Source organism: Paracoccus sp. S1E-3 (genome assembly GCF_013868135.1).
Lineage (GTDB): Bacteria > Pseudomonadota > Alphaproteobacteria > Rhodobacterales > Rhodobacteraceae > Paracoccus.
This window is the reverse complement of the sequence record NZ_JACEMU010000004.1, coordinates 1,769,334-1,789,051: the sequence shown is the minus strand read 5'-3', so window position 1 is coordinate 1,789,051 and position 19,718 is coordinate 1,769,334. Positions and strand designations below refer to the sequence as shown.

General features: G+C 66.3%; 23 protein-coding genes. 12 read left to right on the top strand and 11 right to left on the bottom strand.

The window, feature by feature from the left end; genetic code table 11:
• Positions 1-91 precede the first annotated feature (91 nt).
• From H1S04_RS08865 to H1S04_RS08840, 6 genes are read right to left on the bottom strand one after another with little or no spacing between them, the layout of a single operon-like run.
• Entirely contained in the window at positions 92-496 is a 405-nt protein-coding gene (locus tag H1S04_RS08865) for a Na+/H+ antiporter subunit G (protein ID WP_181745123.1), read from the bottom strand.
• An 8-nt stretch (positions 497-504) separates the two neighbouring features.
• Positions 505-774 (bottom strand): K+/H+ antiporter subunit F, encoded by a 270-nt coding sequence (locus tag H1S04_RS08860; RefSeq protein WP_181745122.1) that lies wholly within the window; start codon positions 772-774, stop codon positions 505-507.
• Positions 771-1,259: a Na+/H+ antiporter subunit E gene (locus H1S04_RS08855; RefSeq protein ID WP_181745121.1), complete on the bottom strand. Its 489-nt coding sequence runs from the start codon at positions 1,257-1,259 to the stop codon at positions 771-773. The genes H1S04_RS08860 and H1S04_RS08855 overlap by 4 nt, the downstream gene beginning before the upstream one ends.
• A complete protein-coding gene (locus H1S04_RS08850) occupies positions 1,256-2,857 on the bottom strand; it encodes a monovalent cation/H+ antiporter subunit D (RefSeq protein WP_181745120.1) in 1,602 nt (533 codons plus the stop codon). Before H1S04_RS08850 ends, H1S04_RS08855 begins: the two co-directional genes overlap by 4 nt.
• Complete coding sequence (locus H1S04_RS08845) at positions 2,854-3,219, bottom strand: Na+/H+ antiporter subunit C (protein WP_181745119.1); 366 nt, start codon at positions 3,217-3,219, stop codon at positions 2,854-2,856. The genes H1S04_RS08850 and H1S04_RS08845 overlap by 4 nt, the downstream gene beginning before the upstream one ends.
• Positions 3,219-6,065, bottom strand: a complete 2,847-nt coding sequence (locus H1S04_RS08840; RefSeq protein ID WP_181745118.1) for a monovalent cation/H+ antiporter subunit A — start codon at positions 6,063-6,065, stop codon at positions 3,219-3,221. Before H1S04_RS08840 ends, H1S04_RS08845 begins: the two co-directional genes overlap by 1 nt.
• 138 nt (positions 6,066-6,203) lie before the next feature.
• Between H1S04_RS08840 and ruvC the strand changes: the two genes are divergently transcribed.
• The 7 genes from ruvC (at position 6,204) to H1S04_RS08805 (ending at position 10,615) form a co-directional block, all read left to right on the top strand.
• Positions 6,204-6,698: a crossover junction endodeoxyribonuclease RuvC gene (gene ruvC / locus H1S04_RS08835; RefSeq protein WP_181745117.1), complete on the top strand. Its 495-nt coding sequence runs from the start codon at positions 6,204-6,206 to the stop codon at positions 6,696-6,698.
• A complete protein-coding gene (ruvA, locus tag H1S04_RS08830; RefSeq protein WP_181745116.1) occupies positions 6,695-7,360 on the top strand; it encodes a Holliday junction branch migration protein RuvA in 666 nt (221 codons plus the stop codon). Before ruvC ends, ruvA begins: the two co-directional genes overlap by 4 nt.
• A gap of 10 nt (positions 7,361-7,370) precedes the next feature.
• Positions 7,371-8,204, top strand: a complete 834-nt coding sequence (locus tag H1S04_RS08825; RefSeq protein ID WP_181745115.1) for a M48 family metalloprotease — start codon at positions 7,371-7,373, stop codon at positions 8,202-8,204.
• On the top strand, positions 8,201-9,232 hold the full coding sequence (ruvB, locus tag H1S04_RS08820; RefSeq protein ID WP_181745114.1) for a Holliday junction branch migration DNA helicase RuvB: 1,032 nt from the start codon (positions 8,201-8,203) through the stop codon (positions 9,230-9,232). Before H1S04_RS08825 ends, ruvB begins: the two co-directional genes overlap by 4 nt.
• Before the next feature lie 95 nt (positions 9,233-9,327).
• Positions 9,328-9,708: a DUF6152 family protein gene (locus H1S04_RS08815; RefSeq protein WP_181745113.1), complete on the top strand. Its 381-nt coding sequence runs from the start codon at positions 9,328-9,330 to the stop codon at positions 9,706-9,708.
• A gap of 1 nt (position 9,709) precedes the next feature.
• A complete protein-coding gene (locus H1S04_RS08810) occupies positions 9,710-10,183 on the top strand; it encodes a DUF2214 domain-containing protein (RefSeq protein WP_298947111.1) in 474 nt (157 codons plus the stop codon).
• 24 nt (positions 10,184-10,207) lie between these two features.
• Complete coding sequence (locus H1S04_RS08805; protein ID WP_181745112.1) at positions 10,208-10,615, top strand: PaaI family thioesterase; 408 nt, start codon at positions 10,208-10,210, stop codon at positions 10,613-10,615.
• On the opposite strand, the gene H1S04_RS08800 is transcribed toward H1S04_RS08805, so the two are convergent.
• From H1S04_RS08800 to asd, 4 genes are all read right to left on the bottom strand, one after another.
• Positions 10,612-11,097 carry a peroxiredoxin gene (locus H1S04_RS08800; protein WP_181745111.1) on the bottom strand — a complete coding sequence of 162 codons (486 nt, stop codon included), beginning with the start codon at positions 11,095-11,097 and terminating at the stop codon, positions 10,612-10,614. The two genes, H1S04_RS08805 and H1S04_RS08800, sit on opposite strands and share 4 nt — an antisense overlap.
• 62 nt (positions 11,098-11,159) lie before the next feature.
• Entirely contained in the window at positions 11,160-13,190 is a 2,031-nt protein-coding gene (gene recQ, locus H1S04_RS08795) for a DNA helicase RecQ (RefSeq protein ID WP_370470494.1), read from the bottom strand.
• 2 nt (positions 13,191-13,192) lie between these two features.
• Positions 13,193-13,483, bottom strand: a complete 291-nt coding sequence (locus tag H1S04_RS08790; protein ID WP_181745110.1) for a YggT family protein — start codon at positions 13,481-13,483, stop codon at positions 13,193-13,195.
• 3 nt (positions 13,484-13,486) lie between these two features.
• Complete coding sequence (gene asd / locus H1S04_RS08785; RefSeq protein ID WP_220185113.1) at positions 13,487-14,635, bottom strand: aspartate-semialdehyde dehydrogenase; 1,149 nt, start codon at positions 14,633-14,635, stop codon at positions 13,487-13,489.
• Positions 14,636-14,763: 128 nt separating this feature from the next.
• Here asd and H1S04_RS08780 point away from each other — a divergent pair, with 128 nt between their 5' ends.
• Positions 14,764-15,324, top strand: a complete 561-nt coding sequence (locus H1S04_RS08780) for an acyl-CoA thioesterase (protein ID WP_181745109.1) — start codon at positions 14,764-14,766, stop codon at positions 15,322-15,324.
• A 2-nt stretch (positions 15,325-15,326) separates the two neighbouring features.
• On the opposite strand, the gene H1S04_RS08775 is transcribed toward H1S04_RS08780, so the two are convergent.
• Positions 15,327-15,722, bottom strand: a complete 396-nt coding sequence (locus H1S04_RS08775) for a GFA family protein (RefSeq protein ID WP_181745108.1) — start codon at positions 15,720-15,722, stop codon at positions 15,327-15,329.
• 118 nt (positions 15,723-15,840) lie between these two features.
• Here H1S04_RS08775 and H1S04_RS08770 point away from each other — a divergent pair, with 118 nt between their 5' ends.
• The 4 genes from H1S04_RS08770 to H1S04_RS08755 all read left to right on the top strand — a co-directional run bounded on the left by H1S04_RS08770 (position 15,841) and on the right by H1S04_RS08755 (position 19,657).
• Positions 15,841-17,196, top strand: coding sequence for an MFS transporter (locus H1S04_RS08770; protein ID WP_181745107.1), 1,356 nt, complete (start codon positions 15,841-15,843; stop codon positions 17,194-17,196).
• Positions 17,193-18,074 (top strand): penicillin-insensitive murein endopeptidase, encoded by an 882-nt coding sequence (mepA, locus tag H1S04_RS08765; protein WP_181745106.1) that lies wholly within the window; start codon positions 17,193-17,195, stop codon positions 18,072-18,074. The genes H1S04_RS08770 and mepA overlap by 4 nt, the downstream gene beginning before the upstream one ends.
• Positions 18,047-18,943 (top strand): esterase-like activity of phytase family protein, encoded by an 897-nt coding sequence (locus H1S04_RS08760; protein WP_181745105.1) that lies wholly within the window; start codon positions 18,047-18,049, stop codon positions 18,941-18,943. Before mepA ends, H1S04_RS08760 begins: the two co-directional genes overlap by 28 nt.
• A gap of 99 nt (positions 18,944-19,042) precedes the next feature.
• Positions 19,043-19,657: a queuosine precursor transporter gene (locus H1S04_RS08755; RefSeq protein ID WP_181745104.1), complete on the top strand. Its 615-nt coding sequence runs from the start codon at positions 19,043-19,045 to the stop codon at positions 19,655-19,657.
• Positions 19,658-19,718 lie beyond the last annotated feature (61 nt).

Below are 19,718 nucleotides of genomic sequence, written 5' to 3'. Positions count from 1 at the left end.
GCGACGGCCCTTGCGCGCGGGCGGGCGGTGACCGACGGTCCGAGGGCCGGCGGATGCGGCTCGGCACGGACCAAGATCGGCGATGACGGCGCTAGTCGCCCTCGTCGACCAGCCGTAGGTCGGCGCCATCATCCATCAGGCTCGGCCGGTCGGACAACGTGGCCCAATTGGTGCCGGTGCCGGTTGGCGGCAGTTCGTCCCGCGTCCATTGCAGGTGGATGTTGGCCTTCGCGATCATCAGCCCGGTGACCGGCGCGGTCAGCAGGATGAACAGGGTGATGAGCAATTCGTGCAGGCTCGGCGCGGCGCCGAACCAGGCGAAATAGATCATCGAGGCCAGCAGAACCCCTCCCACGCCCAGCGTTGCCGATTTGGTCGGCCCGTGCAGCCGGGTCATCGGATCGGGCAGTTTCACCAGCCCGTAGGAACCGACCAGCCCGAAGAACCCGCCGATCACCAGCAGGGCAGACACCAGAATTTCGAAGAACAGATCCATGATGCCCCCTATTCGATGATATCGCCGCGCAGGATGAATTTCGCATAGGCCACGGTCGAGACGAAACCGACCATGGCGAACAGCAGCGAGGCCTCGAAATACATCTCGGTGCCCTCGCGAAGGCCGAACAGGGTCAGCATGGCGATCATGTTGATGGTCATCGTATCCAGCGCCAGAATCCGGTCAGGCACGCCCGGTGCGATCACCACCCGGTAGAGGTTGAACAGAAGCGCGATCCCGAAACAGGCAAAGGCAAAGGTCAGGGCATAGGCGATCATGCGAAGATCTCCTTCAGGCGCGATTCGTAGCGGGTCTTGATATCGGCCACCACAGCCGCGGGGTCGGGCGCGTGCAGGCAGTGCACCAGCAGCGCGTGGCCGCATTCCGACAGGTCGCAGCTGACCGTCCCCGGTGTGAGGGTGATGGTGCCGGCCAGCACGGTGATCGCCTCGGGGGTGCGGATGTCCAGCGGGATGACGATCCATGCGGGCTTCAGCTGGCTGTTCGGCTTGAACAGCACGATCCTGGCGACCTGAATATTGGCCACGATGATGTCCCAGAACACCAGCAGCATGTAGCTGGCGTATTTCGGCAGCGATTTCAGCGTCGAGCGATAGGGCCAGTAAGGCTTGATGAACAGCGGGATCACCAGCCCGAGGATCATGCCGAAGACCAGCGAACCCCAGCGGAAGTCGTTGACCAGCAGAAGCCAGGTCACCACCAGCAGCGCCGACAGGATCGGATGGGGGAAAAGCCGACTCATGGCCGTGCGCCCTCCTGATTGACCAGCACCGATTCGACATAGGGATGCGGGCTGAACAGCTGGTCGGCAATGCTGTCGGTCATACGCAGCGCGGGCCCCGCGAAGACGGTCAACGCCACCAGCCCGGCCAGCAGCGTGCCGGTGGCCGCGAAGGTCAGCGTGGGCGACACCGCGTCACCGATGTCCTGGATATGTTCGTCCGGCTCCAGCTTGGGCGGAATGGGACTTTGGGGGGCGGGCCTGCCCTCGGCAGCGGCCTGCTGCTCGATCCGTTGCAGCTGGAAGGGCAGCCAGAACAGGGTGGAGCCGGCGCGGCCAAAGCCCACGATGGCGAACAGCGAAGTGATCAGGATCGTCGCCCAGATGCCGACCCACCACGGGTCCAGCCGGGTCGCATCCAGCACCAGCAGCTTCCCGATGAAACCCGACATCGGCGGCAACCCGGCCGCGGCGATGGCGGCGGCGAAGAACATCGCCGCGATCAGCCCGCTGTTCTGGATCTTCGGGCGCAGGGTCAGCCACAGGTCGCCGCCGCGCCGGGCCGCGATCATGTCGGCGATCAGGAAAAGCGCCGCCCCGGTCAGGGTCGAGTGGATGGTGTAATACAGTGCCGCCGAGATCGATTCCGGCGTGAACATCGACACCGCGATCACCAGCGTGCCGATCGAAGCGATGGCCGACATCGCCGCCACCCGACCCAGATGCCGCCCCCCCAGCACGCCCACCTGACCCACGATCAGGGTAATCAGCGCCGCAGGCAGCAGCATGTCGGAAACCAGCGTCTCGACCGCGGAATCGCCGGGGAAGACCAGCGTATAGAAGCGGATGATGGAATAGACGCCGACCTTCGACATGATCGCGAACAGCGCCGCCACCGGGCCCGGCGCATTCGCATAGGTCGAGGGCAGCCAGAAATGCAGCGGCACCAGCGCCGCCTTGATGGCGAAGACCAGCATCAGCAGCACCGCGCCGGTGCGCAGCACGGCGGTATCGCTGAGCGGCAGCGCCGCCACCTTGATCGCCATGTCTGCCATGTTCAGCGTGCCGGTCACCGCGTAAAGCGTCCCCAGCGCGGCCAGAAACAGGGTCGAGCCGATCAGGTTGATGACCACATATTGCACGCCCGCGCGCAGGCGAAGCGGGCCGCCGCCATGGATCATCAACCCGTAGGAGGCGATCAGCAGCACCTCGAAGAAGACGAACAGGTTGAAGGCGTCGCCGGTCAGGAAGGCGCCCATGACGCCCATCATCTGGAACTGCCACAGCGCGTGGAAATGCCAGCCCTTGCGGTCCCAGCCGGAACCGATGGCGTAAAGCTGCACGACCAGCCCCAGAAAGGCGGTCAGCACCAGCATCATCCCGGCCAGCCGGTCCAGCATCAGCACGATGCCGAAGGGCGCGGGCCAGTTGCCCAGACGATAGACGAAGACCTCGCCGGTGCTGGCATGGAAGGCCAGATACAGCGCCGCGCCCAGCAGCAGGACCGAGCCGACGGTCGAGAAGACGCGCTGCAGCAGCAGATCATGCCGCATCCACAGGATGATGAGGCCGCCGATGATCGCGGGAAGAAGGACGGGGGCAATGATGAAGTGGTTCATTCGGCGTTCCCGTCCTCGCGCCGGTCGGATTCGGGCATGTCGATATAATCGTCACCTCCCTCGATATAGGCGCCCAGCGACAGCAGCACGACCACTGCCGTCATCCCGAAGGAAATCACGATGGCGGTCAGCGTCAGCGCCTGCGGCAGCGGATCGGTATAGGCCGAGAAATCCGGTGCGCCATGATTTTGCAGGATCGGCGGCTTGTTGATCGCCAGCCGGCCGGTGGCGACGAGGAACAGGTTGATCGCATAGGACATCATGGTCATGCCGATCACGACCGGGAAGGTCCGCAGGCGCAGCACCAGATAGATGCCCGAGGCGCTCATGGCGCCGATGGCGATTGCGACGAGCGCTTCCATCAATGCGCCTCCTTCGGAACTGCGGGGGGGGCCTGATTGGTGGCGGGGCGGTTCGTCGATTCGCCCGTGCGCCGGGCGATCCGTGACAGCGAATTCAGCGCCAGCATGACCGCGCCCACGACACACAGGAAGACGCCCAGATCGAAGGCCATGGCGGTGGCCAGTTCGAACTCCTCCAGGAAGGGGAGTTTGAAATAGCCGTAAGCCGAGGTCAGGAAGGGCACGCCGAAGAACCACGCGCCCATGCCGGTGGCGGCGGCGACGATGACGCCGGCGCCGATCATCGCGTGGAAGGGCACGCGCTGACGTTCCTGCGCCCAGGCGAAGCCCGAGGCCATGTATTGCATCAGCAGCGAAATCGCGACGATCAGACCGGCGACGAAGCCGCCGCCCGGCTGGTTGTGGCCGCGCATGAAGATGAACAGCCCGACCGTCAGCGAGATCGGCAGGATCAGCCGCGTCGCCACCACCAGCATCAGCGGGTGGCGATCGCCGGCGCGCTTCTGGTCGTGGCGCCAGTTGGCCAGCTTGCGGGCGGATTTTCCGATCAGCAGCGTCTCGGTCATGGCATAGATCACCAGCGCGGCGATCCCCAGCACGGTGATCTCGCCAAAGGTATCATAGCCGCGGAAGTCGACCAGCGTGACGTTGACGATATTGTCGCCGCCGCCCTGCTTGTAGCTGTTGGCGATGTGGTATTGCGAGATGGTGTCGAAGGCGAAGTCGCGCCGCATGATCGCATAGGCCAGCCCGCCGAAGGCCAGCCCGACCATGGTGGCGATCAGCGCGTCGGCGCCCCGGCGCAGGCCGCCGGTCTCGACCCAGGTGACCTTGGGCAGGAAGTTCAGCGCCAGCAGCATCAGCATGACGGTGACCACCTCGACCGAGATCTGCGTCAGCGCCAGATCCGGTGCCGACAGGTAAACGAAGGCGCAGCTGACGATCAGGCCGACGATGCCGATCAGCACCAGTGCCAGCAGGCGGTTGCGGTGGAAGACCACCATGCAGGCGGTGGCCACGATCAGCAGCACGAAGCCGATGGCGGCGACCGGGCTGATCGGCAGCATCGCGCGGGTTTCGGGGCCGGCGCGGCCGGTGATCCAGGCGAAGGTGCCGGCCAACACGATGGTGGCGGCCATCATGCCCGCGCCACGCGCCAGCCGGCCGTCATGCAGCCCGTCATTGACCGCCTGCGCCCAGCGGACGGCGCGGCGGATCACCGCGTCGAAGATGGTCTTGGCCTCGGGGCGCGGCAGCGCGTCCCAGATCCGTTGCAGCGGACGGTGGAAGGCGACCATCAGCGCACCGATCACCAGCGCCGCGCCCGAGATGAGCAGCGGCGCGTTCACGCCATGCCACAGGGCGAGGTCGGGCTCGGTCGCGGCCCCGGTGACCGCATTGGCCGAAGCGGTGACCAGCCAGCCCGCCATGGTCATCGGCATCAGCCCGATCAGGACCACCAGCACCACCAGCAGGCCGGGACTGAACAGCAGCCCCAGGCCCGGATCATGCGGGTGATGGGGATAGTCGTCGCGCACCGGCCCGAGGAAGGTGCCCGAGATGAAGCGCAGCGAATAGGCGACCGAGAAGGTCGCCGCGATGGCCGCTATGATCCCGAACAGTTGCGGATGGCCCGCCCAGCTGGTGTGGATGGCGTCGTCTAGCATCATCTCCTTGGAGATGAAGCCGTTCAGCGGGAAAACCCCGGCCATGGACAGGGCCGCGATGGTGCCGATGATGAAGGTGATGGGCATCAGCTTGCGCAGCCCTCCCAGCAGCTTCATCGAGCGGGTGCCGGCCTCGTGATCGACGATCCCGGCGGTCATGAACAGCGCGGCCTTGAAGGTGGCGTGGTTGATGATGTGGAAGACGGCGGCGATCACCCCCGCCTCGGTTCCCAGACCCAGCAGCATGGTCACCATGCCCAGCTGGCTGACGGTCGAGAAGGCCAGAATCGCCTTCAGATCGTCCTTGAACAGCGCGATCACCGCGCCCAGCAGCATGGTGAACAGCCCGGTGGTGGCGACGATATAGAACCACTCGGGCGTGCCGGACAGCACGGGCCACAGCCGCGCCATCAGGAACAGTCCGGCCTTCACCATGGTGGCGCTGTGCAGATAGGCAGACACCGGCGTCGGCGCGGCCATGGCTTGGGGAAGCCAGAAATGGAACGGGAACTGCGCCGATTTGGTGAAAGCGCCCAGCAGGATCAGCAGCAGCGCCGGCACATAAAGCGGCGAGGCCTGGATCGCCTCCTTCGCCTGCAGAATGTCGCCGATGTTGTAACTGCCGGCGATATTGCCGAGGATCATCATCCCCGCGATCATCGCGAGGCCGCCCATTCCCGTCACGGTCAGCGCCATACGCGCGCCCTGCCGCCCCTCGGGCAGATGCTTCCAATAGCCGATCAGCAGGAAGGAGGACAGCGAGGTCAGTTCCCAGAACACCAGCAGGAACAGCACGTTATCCGACAGCACGATGCCCATCATCGCGCCTTGGAACAGCATCAGATAGGTATAGAACTGCCCGACCGGATCGCCCTTGGACAGGTAGTAACGGGCATAGAGGATGATCAGCAGCCCGATCCCCAGGATCAGGATCCCGAACAGCAGGCTCAGCCCGTCGATGCGGAAGCTGGCATCCAGCCCGATCCGGGGCAGCCAGGTGAAACTGCTGGTGATGACCTGCCCGTCCATGACGGCGGGAATGTGAAGACACAGCCCGATCAGGGCCAGCAATGTCATGGTTCCGCAGGAGATCGCCGCGACATTGCGCCCCGAGCGGATCAGAAGTCCGGGCAAAAGCGCGCCCAGGAAGGGCAGCGCTGCGATCAGGGCTGGCGACATCTAACCTCCGAAGTGTTTACCGTTTGTGTCAAGGAACGGGGGGGCGGTGTCAAGCAAAGGGGGGCGCGGAAAAGGACCTCTTTCCCGATGTTCGCGTTTCGTGCTAGCCTGCGGAAAACGAAGGAAAGAGGGCAGGGCATGCGGGTTCTGGGCATCGACCCCGGTTTGCAGAACATGGGCTGGGGTGTGATCGAGTTGGACGGCCCGCGCCTGCGACATATCGCCAATGGCATCGTCCATTCCGATCAGGGCGAGCTGGGGGTGCGCCTGCTGCGGCTTTATCGCGGGCTGTCGGCGGTCATCATCGCGCATGCGCCGACGGCGGCGGCGGTGGAGCAGACCTTTGTGAACAAGGACGCGGTGGGCACGCTGAAGCTGGGACAGGCGCGCGGCATCGCCCTGCTGGCCCCGGCTGAAGCGGGGCTGGAAATCGGCGAATACGCCCCCAATGCGGTCAAGAAGGCGGTGGTCGGTGTCGGCCACGCCGGAAAGGAACAGGTTCAGCACATGGTGCGCCATCAGCTGCCCGGCGTCGAATTCGCCGGCCCCGACGCGGCGGATGCGCTCGCCATTGCCATCTGTCACGCCCATCACCTGCAATCGCGCACCATCCGCATCAAGGTGCGGGCGTGATCGGCCGTATCGCCGGGGTGATCCTGCACCGCGCCCCCGATCACGTGCTGATCGATGTGCGTGGCGTGGGCTATATCGTCCATATCAGTGAACGGACGGCGGCCAGCCTGCCGCCGGTCGGTCAGGCGACCGCGCTCTATACCGACCTGCTGGTGCGCGAGGATCTGCTGCAATTGTTCGGCTTCCCCAGCCTTCTGGAAAAGGAATGGCACAAGCTGCTGACCAGCGTGCAGGGGATCGGGGCCAAAGCCTCGCTGGCGATTCTGGGCACCCTGGGCGCGGAAGGGCTGGGCCGGTCCATCGCGCTTGGCGACTGGTCGGCGGTCAGGAAAGCGCCGGGCGTCGGCCCGAAACTCGCGCAGCGCGTGGTGCTGGAGCTGAAGGACAAGGCGCCGTCGGTCATGGCCATGGGCGGCGCACTGACCGTCGATGCGGGCCTGCCGGTGATCGAGACCGATACGCCTCCGGCCGCAGCCCCGCCGCCGTCTGCGCCGCCGCCTTCGGCCGCCGCGCAATCCGAGGCGCTGTCGGCGCTGACCAATCTGGGCTATAACCCATCAGAGGCTGCTCAGGCGGTGGCGCAGGCGGCGATGGCGGAAGCGGGGGCGGCGACCCCGGCATTGATCCGCGCGGCGCTGCGATCGCTGGCGCCGAAGGAATAGGAAGTCTATGATGTCCGGCACGCTGCGCACATTCACCCTTATGGCCGCGCTGACGGCCCTGCTGATGGGGCTTGGCTGGCTGGTCGGCGGTCGCGGCGGGATGATTCTGGCGCTGATCTTCGCCGGTGTGGGCAATGTCTGGGCGTGGTGGAACAGCGACCGGGCCTTGCTGCGGCAGGCCGGCGCGGTCCGCGTCGATGCCCAGACCGCGCCCGATCTGGTGGCGCTGGTGGCGGCGCTGGCGCAGCGTGCGGGTCTGCCGATGCCCGCCGTCTACGTGCTGCAAAGCGACCAGCCCAATGCCTTCGCCACCGGCCGCGATCCCCAGCATGCCGCCGTGGCGGTGACGCAAGGACTGCTGCGCAGCCTGAACCGGGACGAACTGGCGGGCGTCCTCGCCCATGAACTGGCCCATATCCGCAATCGCGACACGCTGACCATGACAGTCGCCGCCACGCTGGCCGGTGCGATTGCCATGCTGGGCAATCTGGCGCTGTTCACCGGCGGACGCGAGGGGCGCGGCGGCGCGCTGAGCGGTATTCTCGCGATGATTTTCGCGCCGCTGGCGGCGGGGCTGGTTCAAATGGCCATCTCGCGGACGCGGGAGTTCCGCGCCGATGCGCTCGGCGCCGAGATCGCAGGGCAGACGCAGGGCCTGTCCAATGCGCTGCGCAAGATCGCGGCTGTCTCGGGGCAGATCCCGAACATTCCCGCCGAACGCAACCCGGCCTCGGCGGCGATGTATATCATCAACCCGTTGGGGGCGCTGCGCATGGATAGCCTGTTCCGCACCCACCCCTCGACCGAGGCGCGGATCGCCGCGCTGCAGAAGCTGAAATTATGAGCCTTCCTGACCCCACCCTGCGCCCTGAACCCCTGCCCGAGGACGAGCCGGGGCGCGCCCTGCGTCCGCAGGCGCTGACCGACTTCGTGGGCCAGGCAGAGGCGCGGGCCAATCTGCGCGTTTTCATCGAAAGTGCCCGCCGCCGCGGCGAGGCGATGGACCACACCCTGTTTCACGGTCCGCCCGGCCTTGGAAAAACCACGCTGGCGCAGATCATGGCGCGCGAGTTGGGGGTGAATTTCAAGATGACCTCGGGCCCGGTGCTGGCGCGGGCGGGCGATCTGGCGGCGATCCTGACCAATCTCGAAGCCCGCGACGTGCTGTTCATCGACGAGATCCACCGGATGAACCCCGCCGTCGAGGAAGTCCTTTATCCGGCGATGGAGGATTTCGAACTGGACCTGATGATCGGCGAAGGCCCCGCCGCGCGCACGGTCAGGATCGAGTTGCAGCCCTTCACGCTGGTCGGCGCGACGACCCGGCTGGGCCTGCTGACCACGCCGCTGCGCGACCGATTCGGAATTCCCACGCGCCTGCAATTCTACACCATCGAGGAACTGGACCTGATCGTGCAGCGCGGGGCGCGGCTGATGGGGATGGCCGCCGATCTGGACGGCACCCGCGAAATCGCGCGGCGCGCGCGCGGCACGCCGCGGATCGCGGGGCGCCTGCTGCGCCGGGTGGCGGATTTCGCGCTGGTGGAAGGTGACGGCCGGTTGACGCGGGCGATTGCCGATAACGCGCTGACACGGCTGGGCGTGGATGATCTGGGCCTCGACGGGGCCGATCGCCGCTATCTGGGCCTGATCGCCGAGAATTACGGCGGCGGCCCGGTCGGGGTCGAGACGCTGGCGGCGGCGCTCTCGGAAAGCCGTGATGCCATCGAGGAGGTGATCGAGCCCTATCTGCTGCAGCAGGGGCTGATCGCGCGGACGCCGCGCGGGCGGATGCTGGCGGCGAAAGGCTGGCGGCATCTGGGGCTGGATGCGCCGATCACGCCGCTGCAAACGCCGCTGTTCGGCGATTGAGCGCCGCTGCGGGGCGATCAAGAAGCTTTGATGCGAAAGCGCTGCGCGCGCGGGCCATGCTGTCCTAGACTGGACCGCGAACCGGAGGATCCGCCATGCAACCGATACGCCGCCTTGTCGCCGCTTCCGTCCTGCTGTCGGCCCTGTCGCTGCCCGCGCTGGCGCATCACGGCTGGGGCTGGGCCGAGGGCGATCTGATCCAGATGACCGGCGCAATCCGCAGCGTCACCATCGCGCCCCCGCACCCGATCCTTGAGGTCGAGGCCGCCGACGGCAACCTCTGGACGGTGGAACTGGGCAATCCCGGCCGCACCGAGCGTGCGGGCTTTGTCGAGGGCGTGGCCGAAGCGGGCGATCAGGTTGAGATCCTCGGCAACCGCTCCCGCGACCGGGGCGAGGCGCGGATGAAGGCGGTCAGCATCACGCTGGACGGGCGGGATTACGTCTTCTACCCGGAACGGCTGCCGGAAAACTAGCGTGCAAACGCTGGCCGAGTTCCTCGCTGGGTTGCCGTTTTCGGGCCCGATGCGCCGCTCGGCCCTGCTTTATGCCTTGGTGAATGCGACGCATATCCTTGGCATCGGGCTGATCCTCGGGGCGATCCTGCCGCTGGATCTGCGGATTCAGGGGCTGCTTCGGGCGCCCCCGCTAGCGGTAATCGGGCCGTTTCTCAGCCGGGTGGCGGCGGTCGGTGTCGGGCTTGCAATGCTGACCGGGCTGGCGCTGATTTCGGTCCGGCCGGGCGAATACCTCGGCAATCCGGCGTTTCGGGTCAAAGTGCTGCTGCTGGTCACGGCGCTGCTGAACGTGGCGGCGCTGCATCTTTCGGGCACCTGGGGGCGCGCTGCCGCGGGCGGGGTGGTCTCGGTTGGGCTGCGATTGGGCGCGGCGGTGTCGTTTTCGGCCTGGCTCGGCGCCCTTGTCGCCGGGCGAATGATCGGGTTTCTATAACCCCGCGCATCCGACGGGGGGATCATGGAAATCGAAGCACGCATCCGCGACAGTTTCGGCAAGCAGACGATGATGCAGACGCTGGGGGCGGAACTCGACAACGTGGCCGAGGGCCGCGTGGTCATCACCGCGCCGATCCTGCCGACCAGCCTGCAGCAGCAGGGGGCGGGCCATGCCGGGCTGGCCTTTTCCATCGGCGATTCGGCGGCGGGCTATTCGGCGCTGACGGTGCTGCCCGAAGGCGCAGAGGTGATGACGGTCGAGATGAAGATCAACCTGATGGCGCCCGCGCTCGGGGATCGGCTGGTGGCCGAAGGCCGGGTCGTCCGCGCCGGCCGCCGCATCGTGGTGGTCGCCGCGGATGTGTTTGCCGAGACGGCGGGTGCCCGCAAGCATGTCGCCATGCTGCAGGGCACCATGATCCCGGTCTAGGCGCGCTCCAGCAGCGCCTCGCCGCCCGAGATGGAACACTGGCCGGGCGATTCCTCGATATTCAGGGCGGTGATCGTGCCGTCCTCGACCAGCATGGCATAGCGCTTGGACCGTCCGAACAGGCCCGCAGGCGGGGCGTCGAAATTCATGCCCATCGCCTTGGTGAAGCTGCCATCGGCATCGCCGAGGAAGGTCAGTCCGGCCTTGTCGGCGCCGGTCGAGGTCGCCCATGCGCCCATCACGAAGGGGTCGTTCACGCTGACGCAGACGATCCGGTCGACGCCCTTGGCGCGGAACTGGTCGGCGGTGCGGATGAAGCTCGGCACATGGGCGGTGGTGCAGGTGCCGGTGAATGCGCCGGGCAGCGCGAAGATCGCGACGCGGCCCGTCGCGTAATCGGCCAGATCGACCTCGGCCGGGCCGTTTTCGGTCATGTTCAGCAGCTTGCCAGCCGGCAGCTTGTCGCCTTCACCTAAAGCCATGATGCGCTTCCTTCTGTTGAGATGCGCGAAGCCTAGCCCATGCCGCCGGCAGGAGCAAAGGGTCAGCCGGCCTCGATCTCGGCCAGAAAGGCCCCGGCGAAGCGGTCCAGCCGCGCCGCGTCCAGAAAGCGCGACATCGCGTCGCGGTCCGCCGGGCGCTGCTCGGCGATACGTTTGAGCTGGCTGGTCGAGCAACTCAGCGGTTTCCCGGTCCCGTCCTCCCCGCGGACCAGACGCATCTGCGCCTCGGCCAGCCGATCGAACAGCGCGCCGGAGGCACGCCCTGCCAGCGCCCGACGCGCCGGATGCATGGGGGCGGTGTCGCCCGCGATGACCGACAGGAAGGCCGCGCCGTAACTTTCCAGCTTCTTCGCGCCGACGCCGCTGATCCGGGCCATCTCGTCCAGCGTCTGCGGGCGGCGCTCGGCCATTTCCTGCAAGGTGCGGTCGGGGAAGATGACATAGGCGGGGACACGCGCGGCCTCGGCCAAGGCGCGGCGCCTGGCCTTCAGCGCCGAGAACAGCGGCGCGTCCTCCTCGGCCACCTGCATCTTTGGCACGAAAGCGGGTTTCGCGCGGCGGATGCTATCCTCGCGCAGGGTGATCTGGATTTCACCGCGCAGGACCGGATGGGCGGCGTCGGTGATGTGCAGTGCGCCGTGTCGGGACGGGTCCGGGCGGCACAGGTCGCGGCCCATCATCTGGCGGATGATCGCCTGCCATTGCGCCTTGGACCAGTCGCGCCCGACGCCGAAGGTGGGCAGGTGGTCATGGCCGCGTTCGCGGATCTTCTCGGTTGTGTTGCCGGTCAGCACGTCGATGACATGGCCCGCGCCGAACCATTCGCCCGTTCGCAGCATGGCCGAGAGCGCCATGCGCACGGGGATGGTGGCGTCGAAGGTGGCAGGCGGCGCGTCACAGAGGTCGCAGTTGCCGCAAGGTTCCGAAGTCTCGCCGAAATAGGACAGCAGCAGCTGTCGGCGGCACGAGGTCGCCTCGGCCAGTCCCAGCAGGGTGTTCAGGCGGGCATGGTCGGCATCCTTGCGGGCGTTGTCGGCCAGCCCTTCGTCGATCTGGGCGCGGCGCATGCGAATGTCGTCGGGGCCGAACAGCGTCAGGGTTTCGGCAGGCGCGCCGTCGCGCCCGGCGCGGCCGATCTCCTGATAATAGGCCTCGATCGATTTGGGCAGGTCGGCATGGGCGACCCAGCGGATATCGGGCTTGTCGATGCCCATGCCGAAGGCCACGGTGGCGGCGACGATCAGCCCGTCTTCGCGCTGGAAACGGGCCTCGGCCTCGCGCCGGGCCTCGGGGTCCATGCCGCCGTGATAGTGCAGCGCGCTGTGGCCGGCGGCGTTCAGCGCGGCCGAGAGGGTCTCGGTCTTGGCGCGGCTGCCGCAATAAACGATGCCGGACTGGCCGCTTCGCGCTGCCGCGAAATCCATGATCTGCCGGCGCGGGCTGTCCTTGGGCTGGAAGGCCAGATGGATGTTCGGGCGGTCGAAGCCGCGCAGGAAGGTCAGCGGTGCCTCGCCCGCGAACAGGCGGGTGACGATTTCCGCGCGGGTTTCGGCATCGGCCGTGGCGGTGAAGGCCGACAGTGGCACGTTCAGCGCCTGTTTAAGCTGGCCGATGCGCAGATAGTCGGGGCGGAAGTCATGTCCCCATTGGCTGACGCAATGGGCCTCGTCCACGGCGATGGCGGTGACGCCGGCGCGGCGCAGAAGCGGCAGTGTCCCGCCCGAGGCGAGGCGTTCCGGCGCCATATACAGGATCTTCAGCGTGCCTGCGCGCAGGGCGGCGAAGATCTCGTCCGTCTCGGCCTCGGTATTGCCCGAGGTCAGCGCGCCCGCGGCCACACCCGCCTCGCGCAGGGCGCGGACCTGATCGCGCATCAGGGCGATGAGCGGCGAGATCACCACCGTCACCCCGTCCCGGATCAGCGCCGGCAGTTGGAAGCACAGCGACTTGCCGCCGCCCGTCGGCATGATGGCCAGCACGTCGCGGCCATCGCGCACGGCCTCGACGATGTCCTGCTGGCCGGGACGGAATTCGTCGAAGCCGAAGATCTGGCGCAGCAGGTCGGCTGGCATGATCAGCCCAGGAAGAAGCCTGCGTTATTCGCCAAGGCCTGCCGCAGGATGATGATGCCGATGAACACCACCAGCGGCGCCAGATCGAGGCCGCCGGTATAGGGCAGCAGCCGGCGGATCGGGCCATAGATCGGTTCGAGAATCCGGTTCAGCCCGTCCCAAAGCTGCGCGATCAGCGGCTGGCGCAGGTTCAGGACCTGGAAATTGATCAGCCAGGACATGATGATATGGGCGATCATCAGAAACCAGACCACGTCCAGGATCAGCATGATGGCTTGGTAAAGCGTGGTCATCGGTCAGGCCTCGATCAGGATGCGCAGGATGCGGCGCAGCGGCTCGGCCGCGCCCCACAGAAGCTGGTCGCCGACGGTGAAGGCGCCGACATATTCCGGCCCCATGGCCAGCTTGCGGATGCGGCCGACCGGGATGGTCAGCGTGCCGGTGACGGCGACCGGGGTAAGGTCGCGCATCGACGCCTCTTTCTCGTTCGGGATGACCTTCACCCAAGGATTATCCTCGGCGATGATCGCCTCGATCTCGTCCACGGGCACATCGCCGTTCAGCTTGAAGGTCAGGGCCTGGCTGTGGCAGCGCATGGCGCCGATGCGGATGCAGAACCCGTCGACCGGGATCGCCGGTTCGGTCGAGCCGCCCATCGCGTCGGGCCCAAGACCGAGGATCTTGTTCGTCTCGGCCATGGCCTTCCATTCTTCCTTGGACTGGCCATTGCCCAGATCCTTGTCGATCCACGGGATCAGCGAGCCGCCCAGAACCGCGCCGAACTGGGCGGCCTCATCGGTGCCCAGCATGGCCTGCTGGCGGGCCAGCACCTTGCGGTCGATTTCGAGGATCGCCGATTTCGGATCGTCCAGCAGGTCGCGGATCTCGGCGTTCAGGGCACCGTATTGGGTCAGCAATTCGCGCATATGCTTGGCGCCGCCGCCCGAGGCCGCCTGATAGGTCTGGGTCGACATCCATTCCACCAGTCCCGCCTTGTACAGCGCGCCGACACCCATCAGCATGCAGCTGACGGTGCAGTTGCCGCCCACCCAGTTGCGGTTGCCGGCGGTGATCGCCTCATCGATCTGCGGGCGATTCACCGGGTCCAGCACGATCAGCGCATCATCCGCCATCCGCAGCGTCGAGGCCGCGTCGATCCAGTGGCCGTCCCAGCCCTCGGCCCGCAGTTTCGCATAGATGTCAGACGTATAATCGCCGCCCTGACAGGTCAGAATGGCGTCGCAGGATTTCAGCGCCTGAAGGTCATAGGCATCGGCCAGCGGCTGATCGCCCTTTGGGGCCTTGCCGCCAGCGTTCGAAGTCGAGAAGAAAACCGGCTCGATATGGTCGAAGTCGCCTTCGGCCTCCATTCGGTCCATCAGGACCGAACCCACCATGCCCCGCCAGCCGACCAGACCGACCCGCGGCGTTTCATTCATCGCCATCGCCGTTTCCCCCGAAAAGATGCGCAGGCCAGCACCTAAGGCAGCCGGGCCTTTCGCGCAAGCTTGCGCTGCGTCGTTGTTGACACCGCTCACCCCCCTGTTACCCCCGCAGCAACAGGAGGCCGCGCATGTATCCCTTTGTCCGCTTTACCAAGGAAATGCTGAAATTCCGTAACGCGCCCAAGCTGGGGCCGCTGGACACGCATATCTCGACCCATATGTGCTGGCCCTGGGATCTGGACCCGTGGATCGAGCTGAACAACGGCCGCACGCTGACCCTTTATGATCTCGGCCGCATTCCCATGGCGGTCAGGACCGGGTTGATCGGTGCGTTGCGCGAACATGGCTGGGGGATTACCGTCGCGGGCAACTCGACGCGGTATCGCCGGCGGATCCGGGCCTTCGACCGTTTCACCATGCTCAGCCGGATGATCGGCTGGGATCAGCGCTTCATGTATATGGAGCAGTCGATGTGGCGGAAGGGCGAGTGCTGCAATCACATGCTGCTGCGCGGGGCCTTCACCGGCCCGAAGGGGATCGTCAGCCCGCAGCAGGTCTTTGCCGCCGTGGGTTACCACGATGACAGCCCGGCGCTGCCCGAATGGGTTCAGGGCTGGATCACGGCCGAGGCGATGCGCCCCTGGCCGCCCGTGGTGGCCGAGGAGGCGCGGGATGCCATTCGCACCTGAGGCTACATTATCACGTCACCGACCGTGCGGCCGTCGCGGGACAGATCGGTGAAGCTGTCCAGCCCGTCGAACAGATCGAGCGGGATCGGTCGGATGATATCCTGATCTTCCGACAGTCGCAGATTGACGGCGAGGCGGCGGCGGCCGTCCTTTTGCAGATGCACCCCGCGCCATGCGGCGATGCAGCCGCAATCGGGGCAGAAATGGAACTCCAGCCAGCCGCTGCTGGTCTTGTAGATGTGGCTGTCGCCGGTCAGGGCGACATCCTCGCCCTCATGGCCGTAGATCCACAGGACACCATATCGACGGCAAATCGTGCAGTTGCACAGCGTTGCACCATCCGGCCAGGTGTCGAAGCGCCAGTGCAACCGGCCGCAATGGCAGCTTCCTGTCAGCATGTCGCCGCCTTTCGCTGGGATGACCGAAGGTTAATCCAGCCGGGCATATGTGAAAAGACAGTTGCCAAGGCCGACGGCTTTGGACTTATCTCGCCTCAGGCATCGGGAAGGGCACCATTTGGACCGCAAACGCATCTGGGGCTGGTGGTTTTTCGATTGGGCCAGCCAACCCTATCACACGCTGCTTGTGACCTTCATCTTCTCGATCTACTATGCCGAGGTTGCCAAGCGCTCCTTCATCGCCGAGGGGATGGACGCCGCGCAGGCGGGGGCGGCAGCGCAATCGCTGTGGGGTTACGGGCTGGCGATCGGCGGGGTCATCATCGCCGTGCTGGCGCCGATCCTGGGCGCGGTGGCTGATACGACCGGGCGGCGGCTGCCCTGGGTGTGGTTCTTTTCCGGGCTGATCGTGGTCGGTGCGGCGGGTCTTTGGGGGCTGACGCCGACGAATCCGCAACTGGTCACGGCGGTGGTCTTCTTCGGGCTGGGTCTGATCGGGGTCGAGTTCGCGACCATCTTCACCAATGCCATGCTGCCCGGCCTCGCGCCGAGGACCGAGATCGGACGGCTGTCCGGGTCGGGCTTCGCCTTCGGCTATCTGGGCGGGCTGGTGTCGCTGGCGATCACCCTGCTGTGCTTTGCCGAAACGCCCTCGGGACTGACCCTCGCGGGAATCCGGCCGCTGTTCGGACTGGACCCGGCCCTGCGCGAGGGCACCCGATTCGTCGGCCCTTTCACGGCGATCTGGTATGTGGTCTTCATGCTGCCCTTCTTCTTGTGGGTCAGCGAACCAGCGGGCACCGGGCGCCCGATACGGCTGAGTGTTGCGATGCGCGACCTGTGGCGGCTGGTCAAAAGCCTGCGCCACCGCACCAGCCTTGCGGCATGGCTCCTGTCCTCGATGCTGTCGCGCGACGCGCTGAATGCGCTTTATGGCTTCGGCGGGGTCTATGCGGGGACCGTGCTGGGCTGGCCGGTCTTTCTGTCCGGCGTCTTCGGGGTGGTCAGCGCGCTGTCGGCCACGGTGATTTCGTGGCTGGGCGGCCGTGCCGACCGCAGGTGGGGACCGAAAGCCGTCATCCGGGCGTCGATCATCGTGCTGGTGCTGGTCTGCATCACCATCGTCGGAATGGACCGGCAGTCGCTGTTCGGGGTGCCGCTGGTCGCGGGATCGCGGCTGCCCGATGTGATGTTCTTCATCTGCGGCGCGCTGATCGGCGGCGCGGGTGGCGTTCTGCAGGCCGCGTCCCGCACGATGATGGTGCGCCACACCACCGAAGAACGCGCGACCGAGGCGTTCGGCCTTTACGCGCTGTCGGGCAAGGCCACGGCCTTCCTCGCCCCATTCCTGATCGCCGTGGTGACGGATCTCACCGGCAGCCAGCGGATCGGCATCTCTCCGCTGATCGTGATATTCCTTCTGGCGATCTTCCTGCTAAAGTGGGTCAACAAGAACGGAGAGGCAGTGCAGTGATCCGCAAATTCATCCTGACGGCAGCCGCCGTCATCGGTCTGGTCGTGCCCGCCATTGCTGAACCGCTGGCGAAGGATGTCTTCGGCAGCGCCCCCGGACCGACCGGCGGCGCGCCGGTTTCGGTCGGCGGCTACAACCGGGGCTGCGTGTCGGGTGCGGTGGCACTGCCCGAGACCGGGCCGACCTGGCAGGCGATGCGCCTGTCGCGCAACCGCAACTGGGGCCACCCGGAACTGGTGGGTTTTCTGATCGGCCTGTCACAGGCGGCGACCCAGCTTGGCTGGCGGGGTCTTTATATCGGCGATATGAGCCAGTCGCGCGGCGGTCCGATGCTCACCGGCCATGCCAGCCACCAGATGGGGCTGGACGCGGATATCTGGATGCTACCGCCGCAAAGCCTGAGCCTGTCGCCGGCGCAGCGCGAAAGCATCTCCTCGATCACCGTCGTGGCCAGGAACGGGTTGGGCGTGAACGGGAACTGGACCGGCTCGCATGCGGCGATCATCCAGTCGGCGGCGATGGATCCGCGCGTCGACCGCATCTTCCTCGATGCCGCGATCAAGGTGGCCATGTGCGACGCCAATGGCGACCGTGGCGCCTGGCTGCAGAAGCTGCGTCCGACGCCGGACCATGATTATCACTTCCATGTTCGCCTGCACTGCCCGCCCGGCAGCCCCGGCTGCCAGAATCCGGCTGCGCCGGTCGCGCAACTGTCGGGCAATGACAATGGCTGCGGTGCCGCGCGTCAGGAACTGGCCTATCGCGCCAACCCCTCGACCCGGCCGAAAAGCCAGCCCGATCCCAATTACCGTCACCCCCGCAGCTTCCGGCTGAGCGAGATGCCGAGGCAATGCCAGGTCATCGGCACCGCACGCTGATCCTTTCGGCGCTGATCTGCCTGCTGGCGCTGCCGTCCTTCGGCGGGGCGCGGGTGGACTATGTCGGCAGCTATGTCTGGTCGCTGCCCGAATCCGACTTCGGTGGCTTCTCGGGGATCGAGATCAGCGATGACGGCTCGCAATTCCACGTCATCTCGGACCGCGCCCAGATCCGCTGGGGCGGCATTGAGCGCGACAGCGCGGGCCGGATCCGCGAACTGACCATGTCCGGGCGGGCGCAGTTGCAGGACAGCGAGGGCGCCCCCCTGCGTCCCGGCCGGATGGGCGACAGCGAGGGGCTGGCCATCGGCCGCGACGGCACCATCTGGATCAGCTTCGAGGGGCTGGACCGCGTCGCGCGCTATGACGATGTCGACCGCCCGGCGACCCGCGTGCCGGTTCCCCGCGAATGGGCAAAGATGCAGACCAATGAGGGGTTCGAGGCCCTTGCCATCACCGCCGACGGCACGCTGCTGACGCTGCCCGAATATGCGCCGGAGGGCGGCGATTTCCCGGTCTGGCGCTATCGCGATGGCCGCTGGGACCAGCCATTTACCATTCCGGCCGACCCGGAATGGCAGGCGTCGGGCGCCGATATCGGCCCCGACGGCAGGCTGTATCTGCTGGAGCGGAATTTCCGTGGCCTGCTGGGCTTCCGCTCGCGCGTGCGGCGCTTCGGCCTTGGCCCCGACAGCATCACTTCGGCCGAGGTGCTGCTGACCACCGGCACCCTGCAATATGACAATCTCGAAGGGATATCGGTCTGGGACGATGGGCTGGGGATTCGGATGACCATGATCTCGGACGACAATTTCCTGCCGGTGCAGCGGACCGAACTGGTCGAGTATCGCGTCACCGATCTGCCCTGAGGGCGATTTCCGTTGACAACCGGACGGGGCGGGCCTTATCCCGCCCCGTCCGCAGGTCGCGGGCCGAGTTTTTCCGCAACCTTGTAAAACGGAAATCACATGACCCGCTTTCTTCCCGGCGTTATCGCCATGGCCATCATCGTCGTGGCCTCGAACATCCTCGTGCAATATCCGCTTGGCAATTGGCTGACCTGGGGCGCGATCACCTATCCTTTCGCCTTTCTGGTCACCGATGTGATGAACCGCGTCTATGGTGCGCCGGCCGCGCGGCGGGTGGTGCTGGCGGGTTTCGTGATCGGCGTCGCCTGTTCGCTGGTCGCCGCCGGCATGGACAAGACCACCCTGCGCATCGCCCTCGCCTCGGGGACGGCCTTCCTGGTGGCGCAACTGGTGGACATTGGCGTGTTCAACGCGCTGCGCAACCATGGCGGCTGGTGGAAAGCGCCGCTGCTGTCATCGTTCTTCGGGTCGGCGCTGGATACCGGACTGTTCTTCTCGATCGCCTTCGCCGCGCAGCTGAGCTTCATCAACCCCGCCGATGATGTCGCGTGGGCGAACGAACAGCTGCCTTTGCTGGGCATTGGCCCGATGGCGCCCTTGTGGGCTTCGCTCGGGACTGCCGACTGGATGATGAAAATGCTGCTCGCTTTGCTGGCACTGGTGCCCTTCCGCATCATTGTCCGCAATATCTTGAGTCGACGCCCGGCATTTTAAGTTGACTTATCCCCAGCCTGTGGCACCCTTCCGATACGTGGCAACATATCGAAAGGAGGTG

What these genes read in the sequence shown, in the direction of transcription:
- recQ (WP_370470494.1), bottom strand. Translation starts at nt 13,190, where the DNA reads ATGCCAGCCGACCTGCTGCGCCAGATCTTCGGCTTCGACGAATTCCGT.
- H1S04_RS08825 (WP_181745115.1), top strand. Translation starts at nt 7,371, where the DNA reads ATGTCCGGCACGCTGCGCACATTCACCCTTATGGCCGCGCTGACGGCC.
- H1S04_RS08775 (WP_181745108.1), bottom strand. Translation starts at nt 15,722, where the DNA reads ATGCTGACAGGAAGCTGCCATTGCGGCCGGTTGCACTGGCGCTTCGAC.
- H1S04_RS08855 (WP_181745121.1), bottom strand. Translation starts at nt 1,259, where the DNA reads ATGAGTCGGCTTTTCCCCCATCCGATCCTGTCGGCGCTGCTGGTGGTG.
- H1S04_RS08760 (WP_181745105.1), top strand. Translation starts at nt 18,047, where the DNA reads ATGCCAGGTCATCGGCACCGCACGCTGATCCTTTCGGCGCTGATCTGC.
- H1S04_RS08815 (WP_181745113.1), top strand. Translation starts at nt 9,328, where the DNA reads ATGCAACCGATACGCCGCCTTGTCGCCGCTTCCGTCCTGCTGTCGGCC.
- ruvB (WP_181745114.1), top strand. Translation starts at nt 8,201, where the DNA reads ATGAGCCTTCCTGACCCCACCCTGCGCCCTGAACCCCTGCCCGAGGAC.
- H1S04_RS08755 (WP_181745104.1), top strand. Translation starts at nt 19,043, where the DNA reads ATGACCCGCTTTCTTCCCGGCGTTATCGCCATGGCCATCATCGTCGTG.
- H1S04_RS08850 (WP_181745120.1), bottom strand. Translation starts at nt 2,857, where the DNA reads ATGAACCACTTCATCATTGCCCCCGTCCTTCTTCCCGCGATCATCGGC.
- H1S04_RS08790 (WP_181745110.1), bottom strand. Translation starts at nt 13,483, where the DNA reads ATGACCACGCTTTACCAAGCCATCATGCTGATCCTGGACGTGGTCTGG.
- asd (WP_220185113.1), bottom strand. Translation starts at nt 14,635, where the DNA reads ATGGCGATGAATGAAACGCCGCGGGTCGGTCTGGTCGGCTGGCGGGGC.
- H1S04_RS08840 (WP_181745118.1), bottom strand. Translation starts at nt 6,065, where the DNA reads ATGTCGCCAGCCCTGATCGCAGCGCTGCCCTTCCTGGGCGCGCTTTTG.
- H1S04_RS08800 (WP_181745111.1), bottom strand. Translation starts at nt 11,097, where the DNA reads ATGGCTTTAGGTGAAGGCGACAAGCTGCCGGCTGGCAAGCTGCTGAAC.
- H1S04_RS08865 (WP_181745123.1), bottom strand. Translation starts at nt 496, where the DNA reads ATGGATCTGTTCTTCGAAATTCTGGTGTCTGCCCTGCTGGTGATCGGC.
- H1S04_RS08780 (WP_181745109.1), top strand. Translation starts at nt 14,764, where the DNA reads ATGTATCCCTTTGTCCGCTTTACCAAGGAAATGCTGAAATTCCGTAAC.
- ruvC (WP_181745117.1), top strand. Translation starts at nt 6,204, where the DNA reads ATGCGGGTTCTGGGCATCGACCCCGGTTTGCAGAACATGGGCTGGGGT.
- H1S04_RS08845 (WP_181745119.1), bottom strand. Translation starts at nt 3,219, where the DNA reads ATGGAAGCGCTCGTCGCAATCGCCATCGGCGCCATGAGCGCCTCGGGC.
- H1S04_RS08860 (WP_181745122.1), bottom strand. Translation starts at nt 774, where the DNA reads ATGATCGCCTATGCCCTGACCTTTGCCTTTGCCTGTTTCGGGATCGCG.
- H1S04_RS08805 (WP_181745112.1), top strand. Translation starts at nt 10,208, where the DNA reads ATGGAAATCGAAGCACGCATCCGCGACAGTTTCGGCAAGCAGACGATG.